Here is a 23440-nt window from a genome sequence, read left to right as displayed (position 1 = left end):
GAGTGCGCTGATGTTTCGGCGGCAGAGGCACCTCTTTATTACGCCGCTCGATATCAATGTTGCATCAGGTGATAAGTCTGACGGTTTAACGATAGGCGGTAAGCCTCTTTATCGGCTGATGTTGGCGTCATGTTCCTGTGCGGCTATCCGCATGCATGGCGACAAAAAAGGGATGATCCAGCCTGCTGTTACGCTGCTCGTGTAGGAATAACTGTGGCGACAGCAAGACATCGCGTCGATAAGGCTTACAGCGATTGCACTCGCTTTGCGGGAGGAGGGAATAGCGCGTTTTTAAACAGTAACATGACCACAGTCCTCATTCGTTAACTGCTGGCTGACCAGAATGGCGATTGTCATGCGGGTAATCATGGTCGGCTTTACGAAACAGCCATCCCAACCTTCAATCACGCCGATGCCATGAAGCCTGAATGAATGCGTGCCTAGTATAATCAGGATGCAACGTGAGTAAAGCCAATACCTGTGGGTGAGTGAGGATAGGTTTAAGTTACGCAGACATGAAATTATCGTTGCTGAATTCCGGCCACGGTTATCAGCCCTTACCAGTGCCTCTGATTCAGGGCGCTTTCACGCCATTCGCCATTCGCAGTTGCGAAGGGGTCAAGCCTGTCACCTGTTTGAAGCGGTGGCTGAAATGACTTAGCGAACTAAAGCCAGTATCCAGTGCGATTTGCGTCAACGGCAGCGAGGTTGACTGCACCATCTGCTGTGCTTTTTCCATGCGGCGCTGCATGACGTACTGATGCGGCGCAATACCGAGCGACTGGCGAAACATCCTGGCAAAATGGTACTCACTCAGGTTTGCCTGAGTGGCCAGTGCATCAAGCGTGAGGGGCAATGCCAGGTGCGCATCAATAAAAGCCAGCGTATTGCGTAATACAAAGGGGGCCAGTCCACCCGTTACCGCCGGAGGCCGCCACTGAACGCTGGAATAGTGCTGGATCAGATGAGTTAATAACAGGGTGCTGGCAGTGCTCAACATGAGGTGATTTGCGGGCTGCTGCCAGTCACAGCTGAGTAAGAACTGGCGATACAACGTGGTGATACTGGCATCACTGCAAAATATTTTCTCATCCAGTGCAATCGACAGCGGGCTGCGATCCCATATTTTCTCGCCCACATCGCGTAAATGCTCATCTGTGCAATAGAGATGCACAAAAGAGAGGTTATTACGTACGTCCCATGTGGATTCGCTCTGCTGCGGCATCAGGCAGAATTTATCTGGTCCACCGCCGTTTCGCCAGCCGGAAGCGGTTTTGTGGTAACTCTCATAGCCATCGGCAACATACAGGCTTAGCGTGTGATGGTTACTGTTTACGGTAATCCTGTCTTGCTTGTTGTGCCATGCTGCCAGCCGGATGCCGGAGTTAAGCATGACCGATTCGCGCAACACAGCTTTATTTTGACGCAGTATTTCAAACGTGTCGTAAACGCGAGACATAACTCTTTTCCGCCCGTTCATCAGAGGCTCAGTCTAGGGCGAGAGCCAGCAGGTAGCCAGATCTGTATCGTTAAAATGCGCAAGATTTTGCAAATCAGACGCAGGTTCATAGAAGCGTGCGTCCTCATCAGTTGGGACACTGTGTTCTGCTTCGTTTAAAGGAAAAAGCATGAACGCATTACTCTATGCTGTGGTCGTGGTTATCTGGGGTACAACCTGGATTGCCATCTTTTTGCAACAAGGGCCCGTTGATGTCACGGTGTCCGTTTTCTGGCGCTTCGCCATAGCCAGTATTTTATTGCTGACGCTCCTGCAGATAATGGGGCGCCTGCGCAGATTATCGCCGCGCGATCATCTGTTTTGCGCTTTGCAGGGCTGCTGTGTATTTTGCTTTAATTTTTGGTGCTTTTACACCGCCGCCGGCTATATCAATACCGGTTTAGAGTCCGTGATTTTTTCAATGGCGGTGCTGTATAACGCAGTAAACAGTTATCTGTTTTTTGGGCAGCGCCCCCAGCCGCGTTTCTGGTTTGCGGTCACGCTGGGATTAACGGGCATGATCCTGTTGTTTTGGGACGATCTGCACATCAGCGGCGCAAGCGGTGGACTGTGGCGAGGCATCGGCCTGTCGGCGTTGGGCACGTTTGGCTTTTCTCTGGGCAACATGATCAGCCTGCGGCATCAGCGCAGACAGCTGGAAACCATGACCACTAACGCCTGGGCTATGTTATACGGCGCAATGGTCATGGGCATTATCGCTCTACTTCGTGGCGTGAGTTTCTCACCGCTCTGGACACTGAGCTACCTCAGTGCCTTGCTTTATTTGTCCATATTCGGTTCGGTCATTGCGTTTTGGGCGTATTTCACCCTGGTCAGACGTACGGGCGCCGCTAAAGCCGCATACACAACACTGATGTTTCCGTTGGTTGCCCTCACCTTATCGACGGTTTATGAAGGCTATCACTGGCAAAGCCACAGCGTGGTGGGATTGCTGATGATCCTGGGCGGTAACCTGGTGATGTTCGGACGTCCCTTGCGCTGGCCAAAACCGAAACCCATGCCGGGCACGCTATAAAGCAGTGATCAGATAAGGCGTTATTCACTGGCTTGCGGAATGCTCTGCGGCTGAAGTTGATATATCCATGCGGTGACACTGTCACCGTTTTCCAGGGCCACCTTAACGCTGATCCGGTCATAACCCTCCTCAAATTCATCCAGCATCGGCCAGTGTAGGTACAGATTGTCCGAGGAAAAAAGAAAGCCCTGCACTTGTGGCCCGCGATCGTCCACAACAATACCGGGGAAGCCTGCAGCCGCGCCGCGCCCTTCAGTAAAAAAAACGCCCCGGACAACTCCGGCCTGCCAGGCGCCACCGATGTTCTCCAGAAGAGAGGCGTTACTGCGGCCCGGACACAGGGTGCCATAAACAAACAACCTTTCCATATTCGTCTCTGTCACAAAAAATGCCACCTTACCTGTCTGGAATGTCGTTGTCATCAGGCAGGGGCGATCAGGTCACGAGTCTGTATATCAGGCTGATAAACAACAACCTTATGCAAGGCAACGCGCAAATAGAACAGGGTTTAATCGCTAAAGGCTGAGGCAAGTTATTATTTTTTATTCCCGTCAGCGGTTGAGTGACTTAGTCTTTATTTTCTATTTATCAAGTTTTAGAAATTAAATATATCTCTGATTAACAGGTAAAGCTGGTTTGTACTGTGCCGATAAGAATGCATTGCGATAACCTTTTTTCAATTTCACACTCAGGGGCTTTTATGACTATTACCCAGCGTTTGGTGCTGGCATTTTCATTGCTGGCGTTATCACTTTGTGCGCTCGTTGCTGTTTCATTATCCGTGATATCCGGTTTCCAGTCGCGCTTTGAATATGTTCAGGTGAATGCGATACCCAGCATTAAAGATCTGAACAAATCAATCAGTGCAACTAACCAGCTCGGGCTGGCACTGTATCGTCATCAGTCGATGGCCGACAGCGCGAAACAGTCCGCAGCTGAAGATAAAATCAATGGCATTCTTGATAATATTAAATCGCTGAATGACTACTATATGGCGAATGATATTTCCAGTGATGAAGATAAAGCGATGACGGTACAGGCGCAACGTAACCTTGACGCGGTTCGTAGCACGCTTCCGGCATTTCTTGCAGCTTCGCGCAGTCACGATAATGCCCTGTCGCTAGAACAGCTTCAGGGCGAAAACGGCATTGGCGCCGCTGCCCGCAAAATGGAGTCTGACTTCACCAAACAAATCGATTTGAATATTAAAATTGGTGATGGATTAAGAGCAGAGAATAACCGTATTTATTCACAGACGTTTTGGATGATGACAAGTGCATCCGTGCTGGTTATTGTGTTACTCGGCCTGTTCTCTGTCAGTATTATTCTGGGAATTAAAAGAAGCCTGACCAGCATTAAAGATACGATGTCGACCGTCAGTAATAACCTTGATTTGACCTGTTCAGCGCCTGTCCTCAGAAACGATGAAATAGGCCAGACCGCATCAGCGTTTAATGATTTGTTGAAACGTGTATCCACCACTCTGATGTCTGTGAACCATTCAGCGCAATCTGTCAGTACGGGCGCGACGCAAATCGCAGCGGGCAATGAAGACCTGTCATCGCGTACGGAACAACAGGCGGCTTCACTGGAAGAAACGTCAGTCAGTATGGCGACGCTGAGCGATACCGTGCGTCAGAATGCGGAAGGTGCGGTCCAGGCCAGCAATCTGGCAAGTAATGCCAATACGCTGTCCAAACAAAACGGCTCCGCAGTCAGTCAAATGTTGACGACGATGGGCGACATTCGCGGCAGTTCTGCCAAAATTTCTGAAATCACCGGGCTTATTGAGGGGATTGCTTTCCAGACCAATATCCTGGCGCTTAATGCCGCGGTAGAAGCGGCACGTGCCGGTGAACACGGCAGGGGGTTCGCGGTCGTCGCCTCTGAGGTCCGTAATCTGGCACAGCGCTCTTCGTCCGCAGCCCGGGAGATTAAAGATCTTATCAACGTGTCAGTTTCACAAGTTGAGCAGGGCCTTGAGCAGGCAACAAGCGTGGGCAGCAATTCAGACAACGTCAGCAATGCTATTCAACAGGTCGCTGATTTAGTCAATGAAATTGCGGCCGCTACGGCCGAGCAGAGTAAAGGCATTGAGCAGGTTCATCTGGCCATCGGGCAAATGGATGAAGTGACGCAGCAAAACGCCTCACTGGTTGAAGAAGCGTCTTCGGCGTCTAAATCTCTGCAGGAGCAGGCAGAAACGCTGTCGAGACTGGTTTCAACCTTTAAGGTTAATGACAGTGTCACCCAGGTTGCTTCACCAGCCAGTGTGCCGGTGAGCCCGTCAGTACCCGCATTGAAAAGGCCGGATTTGAAAGCAGTCAACGTCGATAAGGTTAACTGGGAAAGTTTCTGATGCCTTCTTTAGGGATCTAAGCCCGCCGGTGCCTGCTGGCGACAAAAAGCGCTGTGTACGACAGCGCTTTTTTATTGCCCGATGCACGTCTTTTCTGCCAGTAAAGCGGGTGAGCGTGTCGCTTGTTGTCCTGGGTAACAGGCAGGCCTGATCAGGCCCCCTGTTACTGCCGGTTATCACTCACTGATCTTGCACCTGATTCTGACGGCGTCCTTCTCTTTGCATGACCAGGCTGAGCGAGGCCGGTAACAGCGTTAACGTGACCAGCGTTCCGGTGACCAGACCGCCGATAATGGCGTACGCCATTGGCCCCCAGAACACCTGCCGGGAGATGGGCAACATGCCGAATATCGCCGCACAAGCCGTCAGTAATATTGGTCGGGCGCGATGAATAGCCGCGTGATAAATCGCCTCGTTGTGCATCATGCCTGCCTGAGTATTACTGTCCACCTCACTGATCATGATCACCGCGTTACGGATGATCATGCCTGCCAGCGCGATAATCCCTAACAGCGCAACAAATCCCATTGGCGTTCCACTCGGCAACATGGCGATAACGATGCCGGGTAAGCCGAAAGGGGCCATCAGCAGCGCCAGCAACATTCTTGAGAAGCGTTTCAACTGCAGCATCAACAGGATAAGCATCACACTCAGCGTGACCGGCAACACCGCAAACACCGATCGGTTACCTTTATCCGATTCGGCGACGGTACCGCCTTCTTCAATATGATAGCCGGCAGGCAAGGACGCGCGGAATGTATCCAGTTCGGGCTTCAGCTGATCTGAAACGTTTTCAGCACGCGCCGTAGAGGCAATATCGGTTTGCACCGTAATGTAAGGCTGGCGCTGACGTCGCCAGATAACCGGATCCTCAAGCTGCCATTTCAATGTCGCAACCTGACCCAGTGGGATTTTCTGTCCAGAGGCGGTATCCAGCATCAGACCGTTGAGGATATCGGTATTTTGCCGTTCCTCATCGTTTCCCCTGAGCACCACATCAATCAGTCGGTTACGATCACGGATCGTGGTTACCTTACTGCCTGACGTCACAGTATTCAGCATGGAGGCAATGCTTTCAGAAGAGACACCAACCGCACGCGCTGCCGTCTGATTGACATCAAGTCTGATAACCCGCTCGGGTTCACCTGCTGTCATATTCACCTCACGCGTATTTGGCGATCGTGACAGCTGTAAGGCCAGTTTTTCCGCAATTTCACGAACCTGCCTGTAGTCGGGGCCTGTAACGCGGTACTTTAGCGGCCAGCCAATCGGTGGCCCCAGTTCAAGGGGCGAAACGCGCGAGGTGATATCACTAAAGTCACGTGCCAGGATGTGATCCAGCTTGTTGCGTACTCTGTCACGAGCGTCAAGGCTCTTCGCAACCACCACCAGCTGGGCAGTATTTTCATTGTCCAGCAAGACCTCCATCGGCAAATAGAAACGTACCGCGCCAGAGCCGACATAACTGGAGAAATGATCGATGTCGTTATCGCTGCGTATCAGGTTTTCCAGTTGTCCGGTTCGCCGGGTGGTTTCGGTTTGAGAGGCATTCGCGGGCAATGTCAGGTTCACTAACAGCTCAGGGCGGTCTGATGCGGGGAAAAATTCCCCCTGCATCAGCGTTGTGCCGAAGATCCCCATGCCCAGCAGCAGGAGGGCGAGAGTGACCGTCGTCCAGCGATACCTAAGCGTTTGATCGAGCAGACGGCGATAAAATCGGCCCATCAGCCCCGGCTGTTTGTGCGTTGCGTGGGCGCTATCGGTCAGCAGCCAGGTGCCTGTCACGGGTGAAAACAGAATAGCCACCACCCAGGAGCAGAGCAGAGAAATCAAGACAACCGCAAAAAGCGAGTAACAATATTCGCCCGCGCTGGAGGCGGCAAAGCCCACTGGGATAAAACCGGCTATTATCACCAGCGTGCCCGTCAGCATAGGGAAGGCCGTGGTTTTAAACGCAAATGTTGCCGCCTGCCATTTGCTGTCGCCTGCTTCAATGCGTGACACCATGGTTTCCACCGTGATCATCGCATCATCAACCAGCAGCCCGAGTGCAATAATTAAGGCGCCCAGTGAAATACGTTGCAAACCTATCCCTGCAAACGTCATTCCGACAAACGTCATGGCCAGCACCAACGGGATCGCCGCCGCGACCACCAGCCCCGCCCGAAAACCCAGCGAAAAAAAGGATATCGCCAGGACAATGATGACGGCTTCCGCCAGCACCTGAACAAATCCGCTAACCGCCGTTTTGACGACGGTGGATTGATCGGCGACTTTTATCATATTGATACCATGCGGTAACTGGCTGGCGATAATTGCCATCCGCTGATTGAGTGCCTGGCCAAATCTGAGCATGTTGCCAGAAGGGGCCATGGAAACCGCCAGCCCAATGGCGGGCTCACCATTGACACGAAAGGTGGAAGAGGGTGGCTGTGAGGGCTGAAGCGAGATCGTCGCAATATCCGACAGCGGGATAAAGCGCTGACCAATGCGCAGTGTAACCGCCTCCAGGTTTGCCACCGTCGTCAGCGCACCGCTGACACGAAGCGCAATATTCTCTTTATCGGTGCGTATTTCCCCCGCGGGCGCCACGGCATTCTGCGCCGTTAATGCATCGCTGACTTGCTGAAGCGTAAGGCCCATACCATCCAGCTTCCTGGGTGAGAAGGCGATAACAATCTGCTCCTCCTGTTCACCCAACAGGGTAATTTTGCCCGTGTCAGGCACATCCATCAGGTCACGACGAATATTATCGACCTTATCGCGCAGTTCACGTGGGCTGAAGCCATCGGCGGTAAAACCATAAATGGTGCCAAACGTATCACCAAACTCATCATTGACGCCTGGGCCCTGAACGCCTTGCGGCAGGCTTGGGGCGATATCCTGCATTTTTTTCCGGATCTGGTACCAGATGGTTGGAACCTGTGCCGGGGGCGTATCATCGCGCAGATTAACAAATATCACCGTCTTGCCAGCCCGCGTTTCACTTTCAATAAAATCCAGCGAAGGCGTTTCCTGAAGCTTTTTTTCCAACGTATCGGTGACCAACTGCATGGTGTCTTCGACCGTGGCGCCAGGCCACTGTGCCGACACCACCGCCGTTTTAATCGTAAAGGCGGGATCTTCATTACGCGGCAGATCGATGTAGCTGAGAACACCCGTCGTCATCACTAACAGCATAAAGAAGATCACCAGCTGCTGGTGCGCTAGCGCCCAGGCGGACAGGTTAACGCCGTGCAGAGTGCTGTCCGGTTTCATTTGTCGTTCTCCTCAAGCCTGACGCGCTCGCCTGGCAGCAATGTTTTTACGCCTGCGGTGACCACGCGCTCGCCCGGCTGCACGCCAGCGCTGAGATAGATCTGCTGTGCATCAAACCGCGTCAGTTGGATGGGCCTGACCTGAATCTGCTGGGTTTTGCTGTTAACGACGAAGACGGCAGGCCGCTCCCCGGCTCGCGTGAGTGCACTGGCTGGCAGCGCAATGACCTGGTCCACTTTTCCGGGAAAAGTGCCCAGTACCGTTGAACCCAGTGCCATATCGGCTGGCGGATTGGTCAGCGTCACGCGAAGCCGCCAGGTGCGGGTTTGTGAATCGGCCTGCGGGCTGATATCACGAAACTGCCCGTCCGCCTTCAGCGCAGCATTGGATAACAGCGCGATCCGGATCGGCGTGGTTGTCGCCTTTTCTGTGAGTGTAGGTTCGGCGAGGTCAAACACGGCATCGCGCTTGCCGTCGGCTGCCAGCGTCATGACCGTCTGCGCCGCACTCACCACCTGCCCGGGCTGAACGTTTATCGAGGTGATCACGCCGTCACGCGGTGCGGTGAGCTGTGTCCAGGCCATATTATCGCGCGCATTTTTAAGCGCAGCCTCACTGCTTTGACGGCGGGAAACGGCGACCTGCCAGTCACCTTGCGCGCTATCTAACTGCGCGCGGGAGATGGCACCGCCCGGCATGAGCAGCTTCATACGGTGAAGCGTGAGAGCGGCAACGCGCTCCGATGCCCGTGCACTGTTGAGATCGGCCGTCGCGCTGCTGAGCTGATTTTGGGCAGCGTTACTCTCTAATGTCGCAAGCACCTGACCTGCGGTAACGTGCTGACCCATATCAGTCGTTCGGGCGGTTACCCGACCCTCCAGTCTGAACGCTAATGCTATTTCTTCGTGCGCCCGGAGCTCACCCGTTTGCGTCATAAGACCGCCACTGGAAAAGGGCGGTACCGTCAGGGTACGGACGGGACGTAGCGTGTCCCGCTGGGCAGGCTTTTCATCTCTACACCCTGCAAGTATCAAGATGCCCACCACGAACAGTGGCGGTACAGCAGCGTTGAAGAGGGTGAGGTGGCGCAGCGCCTGGCGAGCAAAACAAGGAATAAAATCTGTCATAGCCGGATTCCTTAAATGAGACAGCCTCATTTAACGTGGCTTATGTCCAGAATCCTTTTATGAATCATCAAGAAATGGTCAAGGTCAGCAAAAATGCCTGGCGCAGGGCGCGCAGGCTTCACTTTTGCCGGTCCTACTCTGCTGGCAGGCTTTCTATTATGGGCAGCGTAATCATGATGTGTAATCCTCCTTCAGGCGGCAGGCTGGCACGGATAGCACCGCCGTGAGCCTCAACGATGGCTTTCGCAATAGACAATCCCAAACCGCTCCCGCCAGAATGACGGGCCCGGGAGGAGTCTGCCCGGGTGAAACGGTCAAAGATAACGCTTAAGAACTGAGGATCGACACCCGGACCATAATCACGAAACTGCAGAGTGATGGCGGAGTCTGAGGCGTGCGCATCAATGGAAATTCGCTTGCCTTCGGCCGCATAGCGCAATGCATTCTCCATTAAAATCGTGATCACCTGACCGAAGCGGAAAGCATCGCCCGTATAAGGCAGCGATGTTGGTGACTGAACATCTATTTCCACCTGCTCAGCCTCCGCCTGTAGCGCCAGCCAGGAAGCCCTTTCCCGCACCAGGTCAGCAAGATTAAACCGGGACAGATTCAGGCTCAGCTGACCGGCATCGGCTAGCGACAGCAGATGGAGCTCGTCTGTCAGCCGGCTCAGTTGCGTCAGCTGCTTCATAATCATGGAAAACTGCCGAGGTTCGGGTTCAAACACGCCGTCCACAATGCCCTGTAGTCGCCCCATGGCCGCGGTTAAGGGCGAGCGGAGTTCATGGGCAATCGCAACATGTGAGGCTTTAAGTTCACGCTCATAGCGCGCCAGCTGCTGGGTCATCAGGTTAAAGTCATCGGTGAACCGCACTAACTCCTGCGGCGCGCCTTTTACCTGACCGACCGAGGTGCTGAATTTTCCCCGTGCGACATCACGCGCCGCGTGCGCCAACTGGCTGAATTGTTTTGCCAGCGGCAAGGCAAAGCGCAATCCCATCACCACAAAAAAGGGAATAATGAAAGCGACCAGCACGGCTACGGTAATCCAGTCCGAAGACGCAATAGAAGGGTCGGAAAAGCCAACGCCCCACCATTGATCGACGATCTGATGAAAGCGAGCCGGATCCTGCTCCGGATGCAGGCGCAGTTGGGAAAACTCTGCCCAGAGTGCGGCGGGCATACGGTAGTAAACCCAGAGTATTTGCAGGGCAAATCTCAGCCACATGCAAAAGGCGATAAGAATCACGCCGCCTAAGCCGAGAATCAGTATGCGGATACAGATCCAGCGCCACATTGAATCGTTGCTGTCTGGCTTCATGGTTGTCTGAACCTGTAACCCACGCTGCGCACTGCGGGTAAAATCTCTGTCATCCCTGCGGCCTCAAGCTTGCGGCGGAGATTGTAGACGTGCGTATCAACGACGCGTTCAAGCGCATCACTCTCTGGCAGACAGTTCTCGAGCAAAAACAGACGGCTGAACGGGCGAGTGGGTGCGCGCATTAAGGTCACCAGAATGGAAAATTCCGTTGGCGTCAGATCGAGTCGGTGAGTGCCTTGTGCATTGTTAACCACCGCGGTCAGGGAGTCAGGATCGACCTCCAGCCCTGCCCAGCAGAGCTTATCATCCGCCACTTTCGCTTGCCGCGCGCGGCGCAGTACGGCCTGAACACGCGCGACCACCTCGCCGGGATGGTAGGGTTTAACGACATAGTCATCTGCGCCATAGCGCAACGCGCCGATTCTGTCTGGCGCGTCTCCCATCGCGGTTACCATAATAACGGGCGTGTCACCGCTGCGTCTGATCGCGGCCAGCACTTCGGTGCCATTCATCACCGGCAGCATGACGTCCAGCAATATCAGGTCAGGTTGCCAACGCCCGACCTGTTCCAGCCCCGTCATGCCGTTACTGGCGACCATCACGTCATAGCCATCACGTTTCAGATAGGCTTCCAGTACGCTGGCGGCATCAGCGTCATCTTCAATAATCAATACGCGTTTTGTTTTCATTTGGGCCACCTTGACCGTTTCTCCATCGTTTCCTGGGCTTTTGTTGACACGCTGTTTTTATACTCCAGCCTGGTCGCGACAATGTCGCCTTCATGACACCACCTGATGAGATCAAGCAAAGTGATAATAACCGGAAAACATGCGCTTCACATGGTCAGTTTAATGCTGACGCTAAGTGTTCTGAATGCCAGGGCAGATGACAGTTCTGCGCCAGAAAACAGCCTGACAGTGGGTTTGGCGGCAAACAATGCACCACGTTACAGCGGGGCGAAACAGCATCACTGGCAAGCCGTTCCGGTTATTCAGTGGCGCGAGGGGCCGATATTTTTTGATTCTCAGAAAGGGATAGGTTACGACTTACAGGCTGAAAACGGCCTTTACCTGGAGCATACACTGGGATTGAGTCTGGGTCGCTCAGACCGTGATTCGTCGTGGCGAGCAGGGGACGACAGCCTGAAAGGCATGGGGAATATCGATCCGGTTGTCAATACCGCCCTGGCTCTCGGCTGGTCGGTAACGCCCTGGTTTATCGTGGAAGGAAAAGCGACGCTTCCGCTAAGCGACAGCCAGGGTGTTCAGTATCAGACATCGGTCACCCTCATTCCATGGCAGACGAAAAGTGACACTGTAGCATTGCAGATAGCAGGACTGTTTGGGGATGCGCGCTATATCAACACGTTTTACGGGGTAAGCAGGGAGCAGCATGTCCGAAGCGGGTACGCCGATTACACCACCCATGGCGGCTTCTATGGGACGGATGCCAGTGTGACATGGAGCCATCAGTTTGCTTCAGGATGGGGAATCAGTTTAATCGGCGATTACAGCTGGCTGGATAAAAACGCGGCGGACAGTCCAATTGTCTTCCGCCGCGGGGGGGCCTCCGTGACGGCGGCAATCACCTACTCATTCTGACAGGCCAGACCAACAGGATTGTCTGGCGGCTACGGGCGCTGAGTTCCTGTGAGGGTTAAGCCAACCCCCAAAACAGGTCTGTCAGCGCTTAGCCTTTATGGCATGCAATCCGGTCATAGCCTGTTGGCGATTTCTTTGCGGCTGCTTTGCGCTTTTTGCTGTTGATCTTAGGCAGCCAAATCCTGAACTGCTCAGCCAGCAGTCTCGCCTGTTGTTCATCAACCGTCCGGCAAATAAACAGCTTACTCTTGGTCTGATGCGTCACATCAGTGGCATAAATTTCGTAGCTGCTGCCGCGCTGATCGTATTCGATGTCGGTGAAATGCATGTGTGGCCACAGGCCAGTTCTGACCTCAAATTTGCTCAATTCCATGTTTGTTACCGTTAAGTTATTGCTGTGATTAATGTCGTTATCCCTGGTCGGGCCAGTAAATGTAGAACAAATTAGGATTTGTGCCAGTGCGAGGCAAAATTTTTCCGTATTTTTCAAGAGTGATGTGTAAAATCAAGGTATTACCCTCTAATGCAGACTGGTCTTAAGGAGAAAAAATGATTGTCAGGACATGGCACGGATGCGTTCCGCGAGAACATGCCGAAGGGTTTGCCCGCCATCTACAAAAGACGGGTGTTGAGCACGCCCTGGCGACGCCAGGGAATAAAGCCGCTTTCGTGCATCAGGAAACGCAGGGAGAGTGGCAGCATTTTTTTCTGGCGACGTACTGGGAGGATTTAACTGCAGTGAAAAAGTTTGCGGGTGAAAATTACCACGTCGCCGTGACCTGGCCGGATGATAAGGCCTTTGCCTTAGTCTCTGACCCCTATGTTTTCCAGCATCAGGTGAGCGAAATCGTGCCGCTGTAAATGCTCAATATCGGTGCGCCTGCCGGTTGATGAAATCAGCCGACAGGCTGACAAAAGCGGAGAAGATAGCCGTCGGGGTCCTGAACCAGGAACTCTTTTTGACATTCGACGCGTTCCCCCGTGTCGTAACAATTTTCGCGTAGCGGCCGAAAGAGGGGCGTACTCAATCTGAGCAGACGACTGTAGAGCGTCTCGATGTCCGGAACGTCAATCTGTAAGTTTATTCCTCGTCCCAGAGGATAGGCCATTTCAGCGGTGAGCCAACCGCCTTCGTGTACCTGTTCAATCATTAGCTGTACTTGACCATAACAGAGATAGGCAAAGTCAGGATTCTCGCGCCTGATTCTCACCTTAAAACCGATCGCCTCCACGTAAAAAGCCCAGGATGCCGCAAAATCCGTCACGGCAAGTTCAGGCACCATCGGGTTCCAGTATTGAGTGGCTGAGGTTTCATTGGGACGCATGGTTACGGGTAACACCCTGAATTTCAATAAAATTGTGGTTAAGCGAAATTTTCTGTCGAATAAAGCGGGCCAGACGACTAATAAATAACGCGATTCACCTCTGTGACTTTCCCCGATCGTAGCGATTCTGTCAATTTTGTCCTCAGCCTTTTTTGAACGCCAAACTGTCTTTTTAGTACCTTTACGCAACTGTCAAACATATCTGTTTATTTAATGTGATTAGTCTGGTAAAAGTGAGAAATATCATGTCAATTTGTTAATTTCTCAAGGTGTTTAATGTTTGGTTAAGGTTCCGGGCGTATGATTTGAGACCGGTGTGAAATAAATATTTTTCTAATGTTTTATTTCTCTTGCCAGATTTTTGTGATTTTGCCTGTTTTTTGCCGATTTTGACGACGTTTGATGAACGTTCAATTGCATTTTTCTCACTTTTGCATTTCAAAATTCATCTCAGTTTTTAGAAAAACGGCAAAACAGTTTAAGGATATTACTTGATGGCGTTTCTTCCGTTTTCCCGCCCATCTCTGGGTGAAACTGAACTGTCTGCAGTACGTGATGTGTTTGCATCGGGATGGATTACTACCGGGCCAAAATGTGCAGAACTTGAGCGTGCATTCTGCCAGCTGACCGGAAATCAACACGCTATCGCCGTGACTTCCGCCACCGCCGGTATGCACGTCATGTTGATGGCGCTGGGCATTAAGGCAGGGGATGAGGTTATTACCCCTTCACTGACCTGGGTTTCCACACTCAACATCATCACTTTACTGGGTGCCACACCGGTCATGATCGATATTGACGTCGATAACCTGATGGTCACGCCTGAAGCCATTGAGGCGGCAATCACCCCAAATACCAAAGCGATCATCCCTGTCCACTACGCTGGCGCACCCGCCGATATCGATGCCATTTATGCTATTGGCAAACGCCATGGCATTCCGGTCATCGAAGATGCGGCACATGCGGCCGGCACGTATTACAAGGGCAAGCATGTTGGCGGGCATGGAAATGCTATTTTTTCATTCCACGCTATCAAAAATATGACCTGCGCCGAGGGTGGTCTGGTCGTGACCGACGATGCTGCCCTTGCCGATCGCATCCGTAGCCTCAAATTTCATGGCCTTGGCGTCGATGCCTTTGACAGACAAACCCATGGCCGTCAGCCGCAGGCGGAAGTCATCATGCCCGGCTTTAAATACAACCTGCCTGATATCAGCGCGGCCATTGCGCTGGTCCAACTTGAAAAGTTGCCTGAAATCAACCAGCGCCGCGCGGCCATTGCGCAACGCTATCTGGAGGCGCTGAAAGATACGCCCTTCAAGCCGCTGGTTCCGCCCGCCTGGTCGCACCAGCATGCGTGGCATCTCTTCATCATCCGTGTGGATGAGCAGGCATGTGGTTTCTCTCGCGATGCGCTGATGCAGAAGCTTAAAGAGCAGGATATCGGAACCGGCCTGCATTTCCGCGCGGCCCACACACACAAATATTACCGCGAGCACTATCCGCAATTATCGTTGCCCGCGACTGAGTGGAACAGCGAACGCATTTGTTCGATTCCGCTGTTTCCCGACATGACAGATGATGACGTTGAACGCGTTATCAGCGCACTACGTGAACTGACTGGGGTTTAAATGTTCGACGATAAAGAGATTGAAAAAGTATCGGTAGTGATCCCGGTCTATAACGAGCAGGAAAGTTTACCGGCATTAATTCAGCGCACGAATGATGCCTGTAAAAGTCTTAATCTGGACTATGAGATCCTGTTGGTTGACGACGGGAGCCAGGATGCATCAGCCGTAATGATTGCTGACGCCGCCTCGCTGCCGGACAGCCATATTGTGGCTGTGCTACTTAACCGTAATTATGGCCAGCACTCCGCGATCATGGCGGGCTTCAGTCACGTCAGCGGAGATTTGATTATCACGCTGGATGCAGACTTGCAAAATCCACCTGAAGAGATCCCGCGTCTGGTGGCTGCCGCCCAGGAAGGCTATGACGTTGTGGGCACCGTTCGCCAGAATCGCCAGGACAGCTGGTTCCGCCGTCAGGCATCACGCACCATCAACCAGATGATTCAGCGCGTGACCGGAAAATCGATGGGTGATTATGGTTGCATGCTGCGGGCTTACCGTCGCCACATCATTGATGCCATGCTGAACTGCCACGAGCGCAGCACGTTTATTCCTATTCTGGCGAATACCTTTGCACGACGCACGATCGAATTGCCCGTCACTCATGCTGAACGTGAGCACGGCAGTTCAAAATACAGCTTCATGCGCTTAATCAACCTGATGTATGACCTGGTGACCTGCCTTACCACGACCCCGTTACGCATGCTGAGCGTGCTCGGCAGCCTTATTGCGCTGACTGGTTTTGCCTTCTCCGTGGTGTTGATTCTTCTGCGACTGTGTTTCGGAGCAGCCTGGGCCGGTGATGGCGTCTTCGTGTTATTTGCCGTGCTGTTTATTTTCATCGGCGCGCAGTTTATTGGTATGGGGCTGCTTGGCGAGTATATCGGCCGTATTTACAACGATGTTCGTGCCAGACCTCGCTATTTTATTCAACGTGTTATCAATCCTCAGAAAGACCGTTCTGTACAGGAAACCGAGTAATGAAAACTATCGTCTTCGCTTATCACGACATGGGTTGTGCGGGCATCAATGCGCTGTTAAAAGCGGGCTTTACCATCAGCGCGATCTATACCCATGCCGACACGGCGTCAGAAAATCACTTTTTTGGCTCAGTGGCGCGAATCGCGGCTGAAAATTCTATCCCGGTTTATGCTCCGGATGAAGTTAACCATCCTCTGTGGATCGATCGCATCAAATCGGCTGAACCCGATGTGATTTTCTCTTTCTATTACCGTAACCTGCTGTGCGATCAGATTCTGAACAGTGCGAAGCAGGGAGCCTTTAACCTTCACGGCTCACTGCTGCCAAAATATCGCGGACGCGCACCATTAAACTGGGCGCTGGTCAACGGAGAAACCGAAACCGGTGTCACTTTACACCGCATGGTTAAAAAAGCGGACGCGGGCGATATCATTGCTCAGCAGCGTGTCGCCATCGCCGATGAAGATAACGCACTGACGCTGCACCGCAAGCTGGTTGACTGCGCCAGCGCGCTTCTTGAAAGTGCTTTACCTGCCATGAAACAGGGCAACATCGTTGGCACCCCGCAAAATGAAGCGGACGCCACGGTAGTGGGTCGTCGTACGCCAGAAGATGGCCGGATTAACTGGGCGCTGCCTGCCAGCCAAATTAATAATCTGGTGCGTGCGGTAACCGATCCGTGGCCGGGCGCGTTTGCCTTTGCCGGCACCACCAAATTCGTGGTCTGGAAAGCAAAAGTACTCTCCACCCCGCATAACGTCAGGCCCGGCACCGTGCTGTCTGCAGAGCCATTTGTCGTGGCCTGTGGAGAAGGTGCCCTGGAGATTCAGACCGGCCAGACCGCAAACAGCGTGTACATGAACGGTGTTCAGCTGGCTCAGCATCTGGGCATGGTGAATGGCGCACTGCTTTATTCACAGGCCGTTGCAGCCGTAAAACGCCGTACCCGTGTCTTAATCCTGGGTGTGAACGGATTTATCGGTAACCATCTGACCGAACGTTTGCTGCAGGATGACAATTTCGAAGTCTTTGGTCTGGATATTGGTTCTGATGCGATTAGCCGGTTTGTCGGACATCCACGCTTCCAGTTTGTTGAAGGCGACATCAGTATTCACTCTGAGTGGATTGAGTATCACATCAAAAAATGTGATGTGATCCTGCCCCTGGTGGCCATCGCAACACCGATTGAATATACCCGTAATCCGCTGCGCGTTTTCGAACTGGATTTTGAAGAAAACCTCAAAATTGTTCGCGACTGCGTTAAATACGGCAAACGCATTATTTTCCCCTCGACGTCTGAAGTGTACGGCATGTGTACCGATGCGAATTTCGATGAGGATCACTCAAATCTGGTCGTGGGTCCAATTAACAAACAGCGCTGGATTTATTCCGTTTCCAAGCAACTGCTGGATCGCGTTATCTGGGCTTACGGGGAAAAAGAAGGGCTGCGCTTTACCCTGTTCCGTCCTTTCAACTGGATGGGCCCGCGCTTAGACAACCTGAACGCGGCGCGTATTGGGAGTTCACGTGCGATCACTCAGCTGATCTTAAACCTGGTGGAAGGATCGCCCATCAAGCTGTTTGATGGTGGTCGCCAGAAGCGTTGTTTTACCGATATCAGCGACGGTGTCGAAGCGCTGTTTAAAATTATTGAAAACAAAAACAATAATTGCGACGGACAAATCATCAACATCGGTAACCCGGATAACGAAGCCAGTATCAAAGAGCTGGCTGAGCGTCTGCTGGAAAGCTTTGAACGTCATCCGCTGCGTGCCAGCTTCCCACCGTTTGCCGGCTTCCGCGAAGTGGAGAGCAGCAGCTACTACGGCAAGGGCTATCAGGATGTTGAACACCGTAAGCCATCAATCCGTAATGCTAAACGTCTGCTCGGCTGGACGCCTACCGTGGAAATGAACACCACGATTGATAATACGCTCGACTTCTTCCTGCGTACCGTTGAGCTTCAGGACGACAAGGAATGAGAAAGGTTGGTCTGCGTGTTGATGTAGATACCTGGCGCGGGACAAAACTTGGTGTCCCCGCGCTTCTGGATCTGTTCAATAAACATGATCTCCAGGCGTCGTTTTTCTTTAGTGTCGGACCCGACAACATGGGACGCCATTTATGGCGTCTGATGAAACCACGCTTTCTGTGGAAAATGCTGCGCTCACGCGCAGCATCCCTTTATGGCTGGGACATTCTGTTAGCCGGAACGGCCTGGCCAGGAAAGCGGATCGGGGCAGGGATGAGCGATATCATTCGCTCAACCGCCGATCGCCATGAGGTCGGTCTGCATGCCTGGGATCATTTTGCCTGGCAAACCTGGGCGGGCGTCTGGAAAGCGCCGCAGCTCATTCAACAGATAGCGTTAGGGCGCGACGCGCTGGAAGCCATAACCGGACAACCGGTGACCTGCTCAGCGGTGGCCGGATGGCGCGCTGATGGTCGCGTAATCCAGGCAAAAGAAACGTTTGGCTTTCAGTACAACAGCGACTGCCGCGGTACCAGGCCGTTTCGCCCACAGTTAAGAAATGGCGAGCTGGGTACGGTTCAGATCCCTGTCACCTTACCGACATGGGACGAGGTCGTCGGACCCACGCTCAGCGCCGAACGTTTCAACGACTACATTCTGGAAAAAATTCAGGCTGACCAGGGCACGCCGGTTTATACCATCCATGCCGAAGTGGAAGGTATCAGCCAGCTTAGTGCGTTTGATACGTTGTTGCAGCGCGCCCGTGAGCAGGGAATACAGTTTTGCCCGCTGAGCGAACTCTTACCTGCAGACCTCGAAACCTTACCGGTGGGTAAAGTGGTTCGTGGTCATATCGCTGGCCGGGAAGGCTGGTTGGGTTGTGAGAATTTAACAAGGTAAGCACCATGACTGCCACCAAAAAGACCCTATTACTGGTTTCACTTTTTATCCTCTATTATTTAGTCCCTCTGGAGTTCCGTAATCTCTGGCAACCTGACGAAACACGTTATGCCGAAATCAGCCGGGAAATGCTGCAAAACGGTAACTGGATTACGCCGCATTTCTTCGGTCTGCGTTATTTTGAAAAACCGATAGCCGGATACTGGTTCAACACCGTAGGTCAGGCCATTTTTGGCCACAATAACTTTGCGGTCAGGATTGGTTCGGTCTTTTCAACGTTGATGAGCGCAGTGCTGATTTTCTGGCTGGGCTGCCGTATTTTTGCGCAGCGCAGCGTGGCGCTAACGGCCAGCGTGATCTTTTTAACCTCGCTGCTGGTTTACGGCGTTGGAAGTTACGCGGTGCTGGACCCGATGCTGACATTGTGGATGGTGGCCGCCATGTGCAGCTACTGGTATGCCAGTGAGGCACAAACTAACCCGCAAAGGGTCGTGCGTTATCTGCTGTTAGGGCTGGCCTGCGGTATGGGCTTTATGACCAAAGGTTTTCTGGCTCTTGCCGTACCGGTGATAGCGATCCTGCCCTGGGCCATCTGGCACCAGCGTTTCCGCGAACTGGTTATTTTTGGCCCGCTTGCCATCGTCAGCGCGGCATTAATCAGTGCGCCCTGGGCGATCGCGATTCAGCAGCAGCAACCTGACTTCTGGCATTACTTTTTCTGGGTCGAGCATATTCAGCGTTTTGCAGAAGAGAATGCCCAACACAAAGCGCCTTTCTGGTATTACGTGCCCGTACTGATCGCCGGTGCGCTTCCCTGGCTGGCGCTGCTGCCTGGCGCATTGCGGTCGGGCTGGCGCGAACGCAAACAGTCTCCCGGTGCGCTTTATCTCCTGAGCTGGGTGGTCATTCCGCTGCTGTTTTTCAGTATCGCAAAGGGCAAACTGCCAACGTATATCCTGCCCTGCTTTGCGCCGTTGGCCTTGCTGATGGCCAGCTATGCCTGGCAAAAAGCCCGCCAGAACACGCGAGTCTTTACCATCAATGCGTGGATAAATATCGTATTCGGTACGGCCTGTATTATTGCGTTATTAGCCGTATTTGCGCCCTGGGGTTTGAGTCATCGACCGCTCTATGGACCGCATCAGTTGCTGGCGCTGTCTATGGCCGTGTTGTCCTTTGCTGGCTGGGCAATTGCGGGGCTTTTCAGCCTGAAATCGCCACAAAGTCGTTGGCTGGCAGCGGCACTATGCCCGCTGGCTCTGGCACTCTGTGTGGGGTCGGCCATTCCTGAAGGCGTTGAAAACACGAAGCAACCTCAGGTGTTTATTCGCAGCATTGAAAGCAGCCTTGCCAATAGCCGCTACATATTAAGCGATAATTCAGGCGTCTCTTCTGCGATTGCCTGGACGTTGCAGCGTAGCGATATCATTGCATACAGTCAAAAAGGCGAACTGCAATATGGCCTCAGCTTCCCTGATGCGCATTCCTCCTATGTCAGCAGCGAAGATTTCCCGCAGTGGCTTAAGGCACATCGTAAAGCGGGCAATGTCTCATTGATTTTAATGCTGGATCGTGGAGAAGCGACGCCAACAGACTTACCGCCTGCGGATGCTGTCTACCGTAACGGTCGGATGCTTTTGCTGCAATATAACCAGGCTGATGAGTGATGAGTTTGTTGTTGGTCCTGCTGACCAGTCTGCTTACCTGTGCCGGTCAGCTCTGCCAAAAGCAGGCGGCGCGTCAGACCAACCGGGCACGACTTACAGGCTGGCTGGTTGCCAGCCTGGCGCTGCTGGCGCTGGGGATGGTCGTCTGGCTGTTAGTGCTGCAGCGGTTGCCCGTCAGCCTGGCTTACCCAATGCTGAGTATTAATTTCATCCTGGTCGCGCTGGCCGCGCGCTTTGTCTGGCAGGAAAGAATGACCCGCTGGCAGTGGATGGGCACCGCACTGATAGTGGTGGGCGTGGCCATCATAGGGAGTTACGCATGAGAGGCTACCTGCTGGCACTGTGCAGCGTCTTACTGGTGACGCTGGCCCAGCTGATGCTGCGCTGGGCAATGCACCAGTTGCCCGCGCTGCCGATGTTGATAACGCAATACGCGCTTTACTGGCTACCGCTGCTGGTGCTGTGTGGCGGATTAACGGCGTATGCCTGCTCGATGGTGAGTTGGTTTTTAGCACTGCGCCACCTGCCGCTGAGCCGGGCTTATCCGCTACTGAGCATCAGCTACGTGCTGGTGTGGTTGCTGGCGATCAGCCTGCCGCTGTTTGCAGAGCCTTTCCATGCGGGCGCGATGGCGGGGGTATTTCTGATCCTGGTGGGTTTACTTTGTCTGTGCGTCAAGCCAGGAAAAACGAGCTGAAAGCACGGTTTCCCTCTGAGCCATGTCAGGCAGTTAACGTCTGGCTATGCCGAAAGAGCAGGGGCAGGGTTGGTGAACCGCGTTGATGCGTATCAAACACAAACGCCGGCATTATGCCGGCGTTTTTTATCATCACAGTCAGAACGTTTCCCAGTTACCCTCGGCTGGACTGGGCTGACGTAGAGAGACAGGCGCTTTGGTCACAGATTTTGCTGTGCTGTGGCTAACGGCCATTCCACTCTTGTTCGCGGGCAAACGGAACACGGCGACCGTTTTTTCCAGCTCTTCTGCCTGAGACTCCAGCGAGCTGGCGGCGGCTGAAGACTCTTCAACCAGTGCGGCGTTTTGTTGTGTTGTGGTATCCATTTCTGTCATTGCCTGAGCAATTTGTGATATGCCGCGGTTTTGCTCATCGGAAGCCGCCGCGATTTCGCTCATGATGTCCTTCACCTGCGTGACGGACAAGACTATTTCATCCATCGTCGATCCCGCCTGATCGACCAGCGTGGACCCTTCGTTAACACGATGCAGTGAATCACGGATCAGCGTCTCGATTTCCTTCGCCGCCACAGAACTGCGCTGCGCAAGATTTCTGACTTCGCCGGCGACAACTGCAAAACCCCGACCTTGCTCGCCCGCCCGTGCCGCTTCAACAGCTGCGTTCAGCGCCAGAATATTTGTCTGGAAAGATATTCCATTGATTACGCTGATGATTTCGCCAATTTTACCTGAGCTGGTTGTAATGCCTTGCATGGTGGTGACTACGTTACGAATGATGTCACCGCCCCGTCCGGCATTCGCCGATGCTTCCGTTGCAAGCTGGCTGGCATGGTGCGCGTTTTCAGCATTTTGCTTAACGGTGGAAGTTAACTCTTCCATACTGGCAGCGGTTTGCACCACGGCGGCAGACTGCTGCTCAGTGCGCGATGACAAGTCCATATTACCGGCGGCGATCTCAGAAGAGGCACGCGCCACACTGTTCACTCCGTCGCGCACGTTGGTGATGATGTTTTGCAGACTTTCGTTCATCACGCTGACCGCCTGCATCAACTGGCCCAGTTCGTCGCGCCGCGTGGTTGAAAGCGTGGCGGTAAGGTCGCCTTCAGAGATGCGCTGAGCCACGCTCAACGTTTCTTTCAGCGGTACCGTAATGGCGCGCGTAATACGCCAGGCAACCAACAGGCTGAGCAGGATACACAATGCGGCAACGACGGCGATCTGACGTTCAGCGTTAAGTAGAGCGCTGGTAGATTCAGATGCCTGGTAGTCAAAGAGCTCAGCCACAGATGTATTTAACTTTTCGGCCACTGCACTGAGTTGTGAAGAGGCAGCGGCCTCTGCACCCACGGCAGTCATATAGTCCGTGAAAGCCTGCTTTAATTGCGTCAGATCCGTTTTTTGCGTATTAAGGACCGTCTGGATCTCAGGAATGGCGAGCGCCGAAAGCTGAGTTCGGATCTGCTCAATGGACGTAATATTACCGTAAATTTCGACTTTACTGGCTTCAGTGGGCTTGTCAATAAAGCGCTCGACGTCACCGGCGACCTCCTTCAGTAATGAGGCTAAGCGTAATACCTGCAGCATTGCCTCTGGCTGAGCGGGAATATTCACCCCATCAAGACTTTGCCCAAGCGTGAGCAGATCGTTACCCTGAATAACCGCAGAAGCCGCAAAGGTCTTTTTGGAGGCGAGATAGAATGCCTGGCGCAGGGTTTGATAGCTTTGTAACGCGCTCCCCAGAACGTCAAGCTGTTGTTCACCCTGAGCGTTCCAGTCAAATTTCTTTAACGTGTCAAAATGGGCGCTTAATTCGTTGAGTGCGCGGGCGTTGACCTGAGCATACTGCTCGTCTTTCGTGTACTGATACAGTAAACGGTTCATGCGCGCTTTACTGAGTGTATTGACCATGTTGACGGTAACGTCTTGTTTTGCTGAATTCTCTTTAATGCTCTGGAAACCTTTGAAGGCCAGAAGCGCTATCGCGAGGGTCGCAACGATAAGCACGCCAAAACTCAACCCCAGCTTTTTTCCTATTTTCATATCGGAAAACGTACGTGTAATAAACAT

Annotated in this window: 20 protein-coding genes; 11 read left to right on the top strand and 9 right to left on the bottom strand. The window is 53.1% G+C overall.

What is annotated here, in order from left to right; translation table 11 throughout:
* Positions 1 to 574 precede the first annotated feature (574 nt).
* A complete protein-coding gene (locus P9J57_RS20485) occupies positions 575 to 1459 on the bottom strand; it encodes a helix-turn-helix domain-containing protein (RefSeq protein ID WP_014598165.1) in 885 nt (294 codons plus the stop codon).
* A gap of 169 nt (positions 1460 to 1628) precedes the next feature.
* On the opposite strand from P9J57_RS20485, the gene P9J57_RS20480 reads away from it, so the two are divergent.
* A complete protein-coding gene (locus tag P9J57_RS20480) occupies positions 1629 to 2534 on the top strand; it encodes a DMT family transporter (RefSeq protein ID WP_013027824.1) in 906 nt (301 codons plus the stop codon).
* Positions 2535 to 2554: 20 nt separating this feature from the next.
* Here the strand turns inward: P9J57_RS20480 and P9J57_RS20475 are convergent, their stop codons facing one another.
* Positions 2555 to 2902: a gamma-glutamylcyclotransferase family protein gene (locus P9J57_RS20475; RefSeq protein WP_014333089.1), complete on the bottom strand. Its 348-nt coding sequence runs from the start codon at positions 2900 to 2902 to the stop codon at positions 2555 to 2557.
* 332 nt (positions 2903 to 3234) lie between these two features.
* Here P9J57_RS20475 and P9J57_RS20470 point away from each other — a divergent pair, with 332 nt between their 5' ends.
* Positions 3235 to 4893, top strand: a complete 1659-nt coding sequence (locus P9J57_RS20470) for a methyl-accepting chemotaxis protein (RefSeq protein WP_483279526.1) — start codon at positions 3235 to 3237, stop codon at positions 4891 to 4893.
* 180 nt (positions 4894 to 5073) lie between these two features.
* Here the strand turns inward: P9J57_RS20470 and P9J57_RS20465 are convergent, their stop codons facing one another.
* From P9J57_RS20465 to P9J57_RS20450, 4 genes are all read right to left on the bottom strand, one after another.
* Entirely contained in the window at positions 5074 to 8151 is a 3078-nt protein-coding gene (locus P9J57_RS20465; protein WP_078829090.1) for an efflux RND transporter permease subunit, read from the bottom strand.
* Positions 8148 to 9278 carry an efflux RND transporter periplasmic adaptor subunit gene (locus tag P9J57_RS20460; protein ID WP_483279525.1) on the bottom strand — a complete coding sequence of 377 codons (1131 nt, stop codon included), beginning with the start codon at positions 9276 to 9278 and terminating at the stop codon, positions 8148 to 8150. Before P9J57_RS20460 ends, P9J57_RS20465 begins: the two co-directional genes overlap by 4 nt.
* Before the next feature lie 133 nt (positions 9279 to 9411).
* Positions 9412 to 10599, bottom strand: a complete 1188-nt coding sequence (locus tag P9J57_RS20455; RefSeq protein WP_029569546.1) for a sensor histidine kinase — start codon at positions 10597 to 10599, stop codon at positions 9412 to 9414.
* Positions 10596 to 11288, bottom strand: coding sequence for a response regulator (locus P9J57_RS20450; protein WP_014604612.1), 693 nt, complete (start codon positions 11286 to 11288; stop codon positions 10596 to 10598). Before P9J57_RS20450 ends, P9J57_RS20455 begins: the two co-directional genes overlap by 4 nt.
* A 105-nt stretch (positions 11289 to 11393) precedes the next feature.
* Here P9J57_RS20450 and P9J57_RS20445 point away from each other — a divergent pair, with 105 nt between their 5' ends.
* Positions 11394 to 12200 (top strand): MipA/OmpV family protein, encoded by an 807-nt coding sequence (locus tag P9J57_RS20445; protein WP_483279524.1) that lies wholly within the window; start codon positions 11394 to 11396, stop codon positions 12198 to 12200.
* 88 nt (positions 12201 to 12288) lie between these two features.
* Here the strand turns inward: P9J57_RS20445 and P9J57_RS20440 are convergent, their stop codons facing one another.
* Positions 12289 to 12690 carry a hypothetical protein gene (locus tag P9J57_RS20440; protein WP_227008748.1) on the bottom strand — a complete coding sequence of 134 codons (402 nt, stop codon included), beginning with the start codon at positions 12688 to 12690 and terminating at the stop codon, positions 12289 to 12291.
* Between the two features lie 59 nt (positions 12691 to 12749).
* Between P9J57_RS20440 and P9J57_RS20435 the strand changes: the two genes are divergently transcribed.
* The gene (locus P9J57_RS20435; protein ID WP_014333098.1) at positions 12750 to 13061 is read left to right on the top strand and encodes a hypothetical protein; all 312 of its coding nucleotides are present in this window, start codon (positions 12750 to 12752) and stop codon (positions 13059 to 13061) included.
* 35 nt (positions 13062 to 13096) lie between these two features.
* Here P9J57_RS20435 and P9J57_RS20430 read toward each other — a convergent pair whose 3' ends face one another.
* Positions 13097 to 13483, bottom strand: coding sequence for a bleomycin resistance protein (locus P9J57_RS20430; RefSeq protein ID WP_014604616.1), 387 nt, complete (start codon positions 13481 to 13483; stop codon positions 13097 to 13099).
* Positions 13484 to 14019: 536 nt separating this feature from the next.
* On the opposite strand from P9J57_RS20430, the gene arnB reads away from it, so the two are divergent.
* From arnB to arnF, 7 genes are read left to right on the top strand one after another with little or no spacing between them, the layout of a single operon-like run.
* Positions 14020 to 15156, top strand: a complete 1137-nt coding sequence (gene arnB, locus P9J57_RS20425) for a UDP-4-amino-4-deoxy-L-arabinose aminotransferase (protein ID WP_014333101.1) — start codon at positions 14020 to 14022, stop codon at positions 15154 to 15156.
* A complete protein-coding gene (gene arnC / locus P9J57_RS20420; protein WP_013027836.1) occupies positions 15157 to 16137 on the top strand; it encodes an undecaprenyl-phosphate 4-deoxy-4-formamido-L-arabinose transferase in 981 nt (326 codons plus the stop codon).
* On the top strand, positions 16137 to 18119 hold the full coding sequence (arnA, locus tag P9J57_RS20415) for a bifunctional UDP-4-amino-4-deoxy-L-arabinose formyltransferase/UDP-glucuronic acid oxidase ArnA (RefSeq protein ID WP_019105840.1): 1983 nt from the start codon (positions 16137 to 16139) through the stop codon (positions 18117 to 18119). The genes arnC and arnA overlap by 1 nt, the downstream gene beginning before the upstream one ends.
* Positions 18116 to 19009 (top strand): 4-deoxy-4-formamido-L-arabinose-phosphoundecaprenol deformylase, encoded by an 894-nt coding sequence (gene arnD, locus P9J57_RS20410; protein ID WP_013027838.1) that lies wholly within the window; start codon positions 18116 to 18118, stop codon positions 19007 to 19009. Before arnA ends, arnD begins: the two co-directional genes overlap by 4 nt.
* A 5-nt stretch (positions 19010 to 19014) precedes the next feature.
* A complete protein-coding gene (gene arnT, locus P9J57_RS20405) occupies positions 19015 to 20676 on the top strand; it encodes a lipid IV(A) 4-amino-4-deoxy-L-arabinosyltransferase (RefSeq protein ID WP_104933802.1) in 1662 nt (553 codons plus the stop codon).
* A complete protein-coding gene (arnE, locus tag P9J57_RS20400; RefSeq protein ID WP_024471468.1) occupies positions 20676 to 20999 on the top strand; it encodes a 4-amino-4-deoxy-L-arabinose-phosphoundecaprenol flippase subunit ArnE in 324 nt (107 codons plus the stop codon). Before arnT ends, arnE begins: the two co-directional genes overlap by 1 nt.
* Positions 20996 to 21373 (top strand): 4-amino-4-deoxy-L-arabinose-phosphoundecaprenol flippase subunit ArnF, encoded by a 378-nt coding sequence (gene arnF, locus P9J57_RS20395; protein WP_013027841.1) that lies wholly within the window; start codon positions 20996 to 20998, stop codon positions 21371 to 21373. Before arnE ends, arnF begins: the two co-directional genes overlap by 4 nt.
* A 138-nt stretch (positions 21374 to 21511) precedes the next feature.
* Here arnF and P9J57_RS20390 read toward each other — a convergent pair whose 3' ends face one another.
* Positions 21512 to 23440, bottom strand: coding sequence for a methyl-accepting chemotaxis protein (locus P9J57_RS20390; RefSeq protein WP_019105837.1), 1929 nt, complete (start codon positions 23438 to 23440; stop codon positions 21512 to 21514).

The sequence above is a fragment of the Pantoea sp. nfd-35 genome, from assembly GCF_056892255.1.
This window is presented reverse-complemented; position numbering and strand designations above follow the sequence as displayed.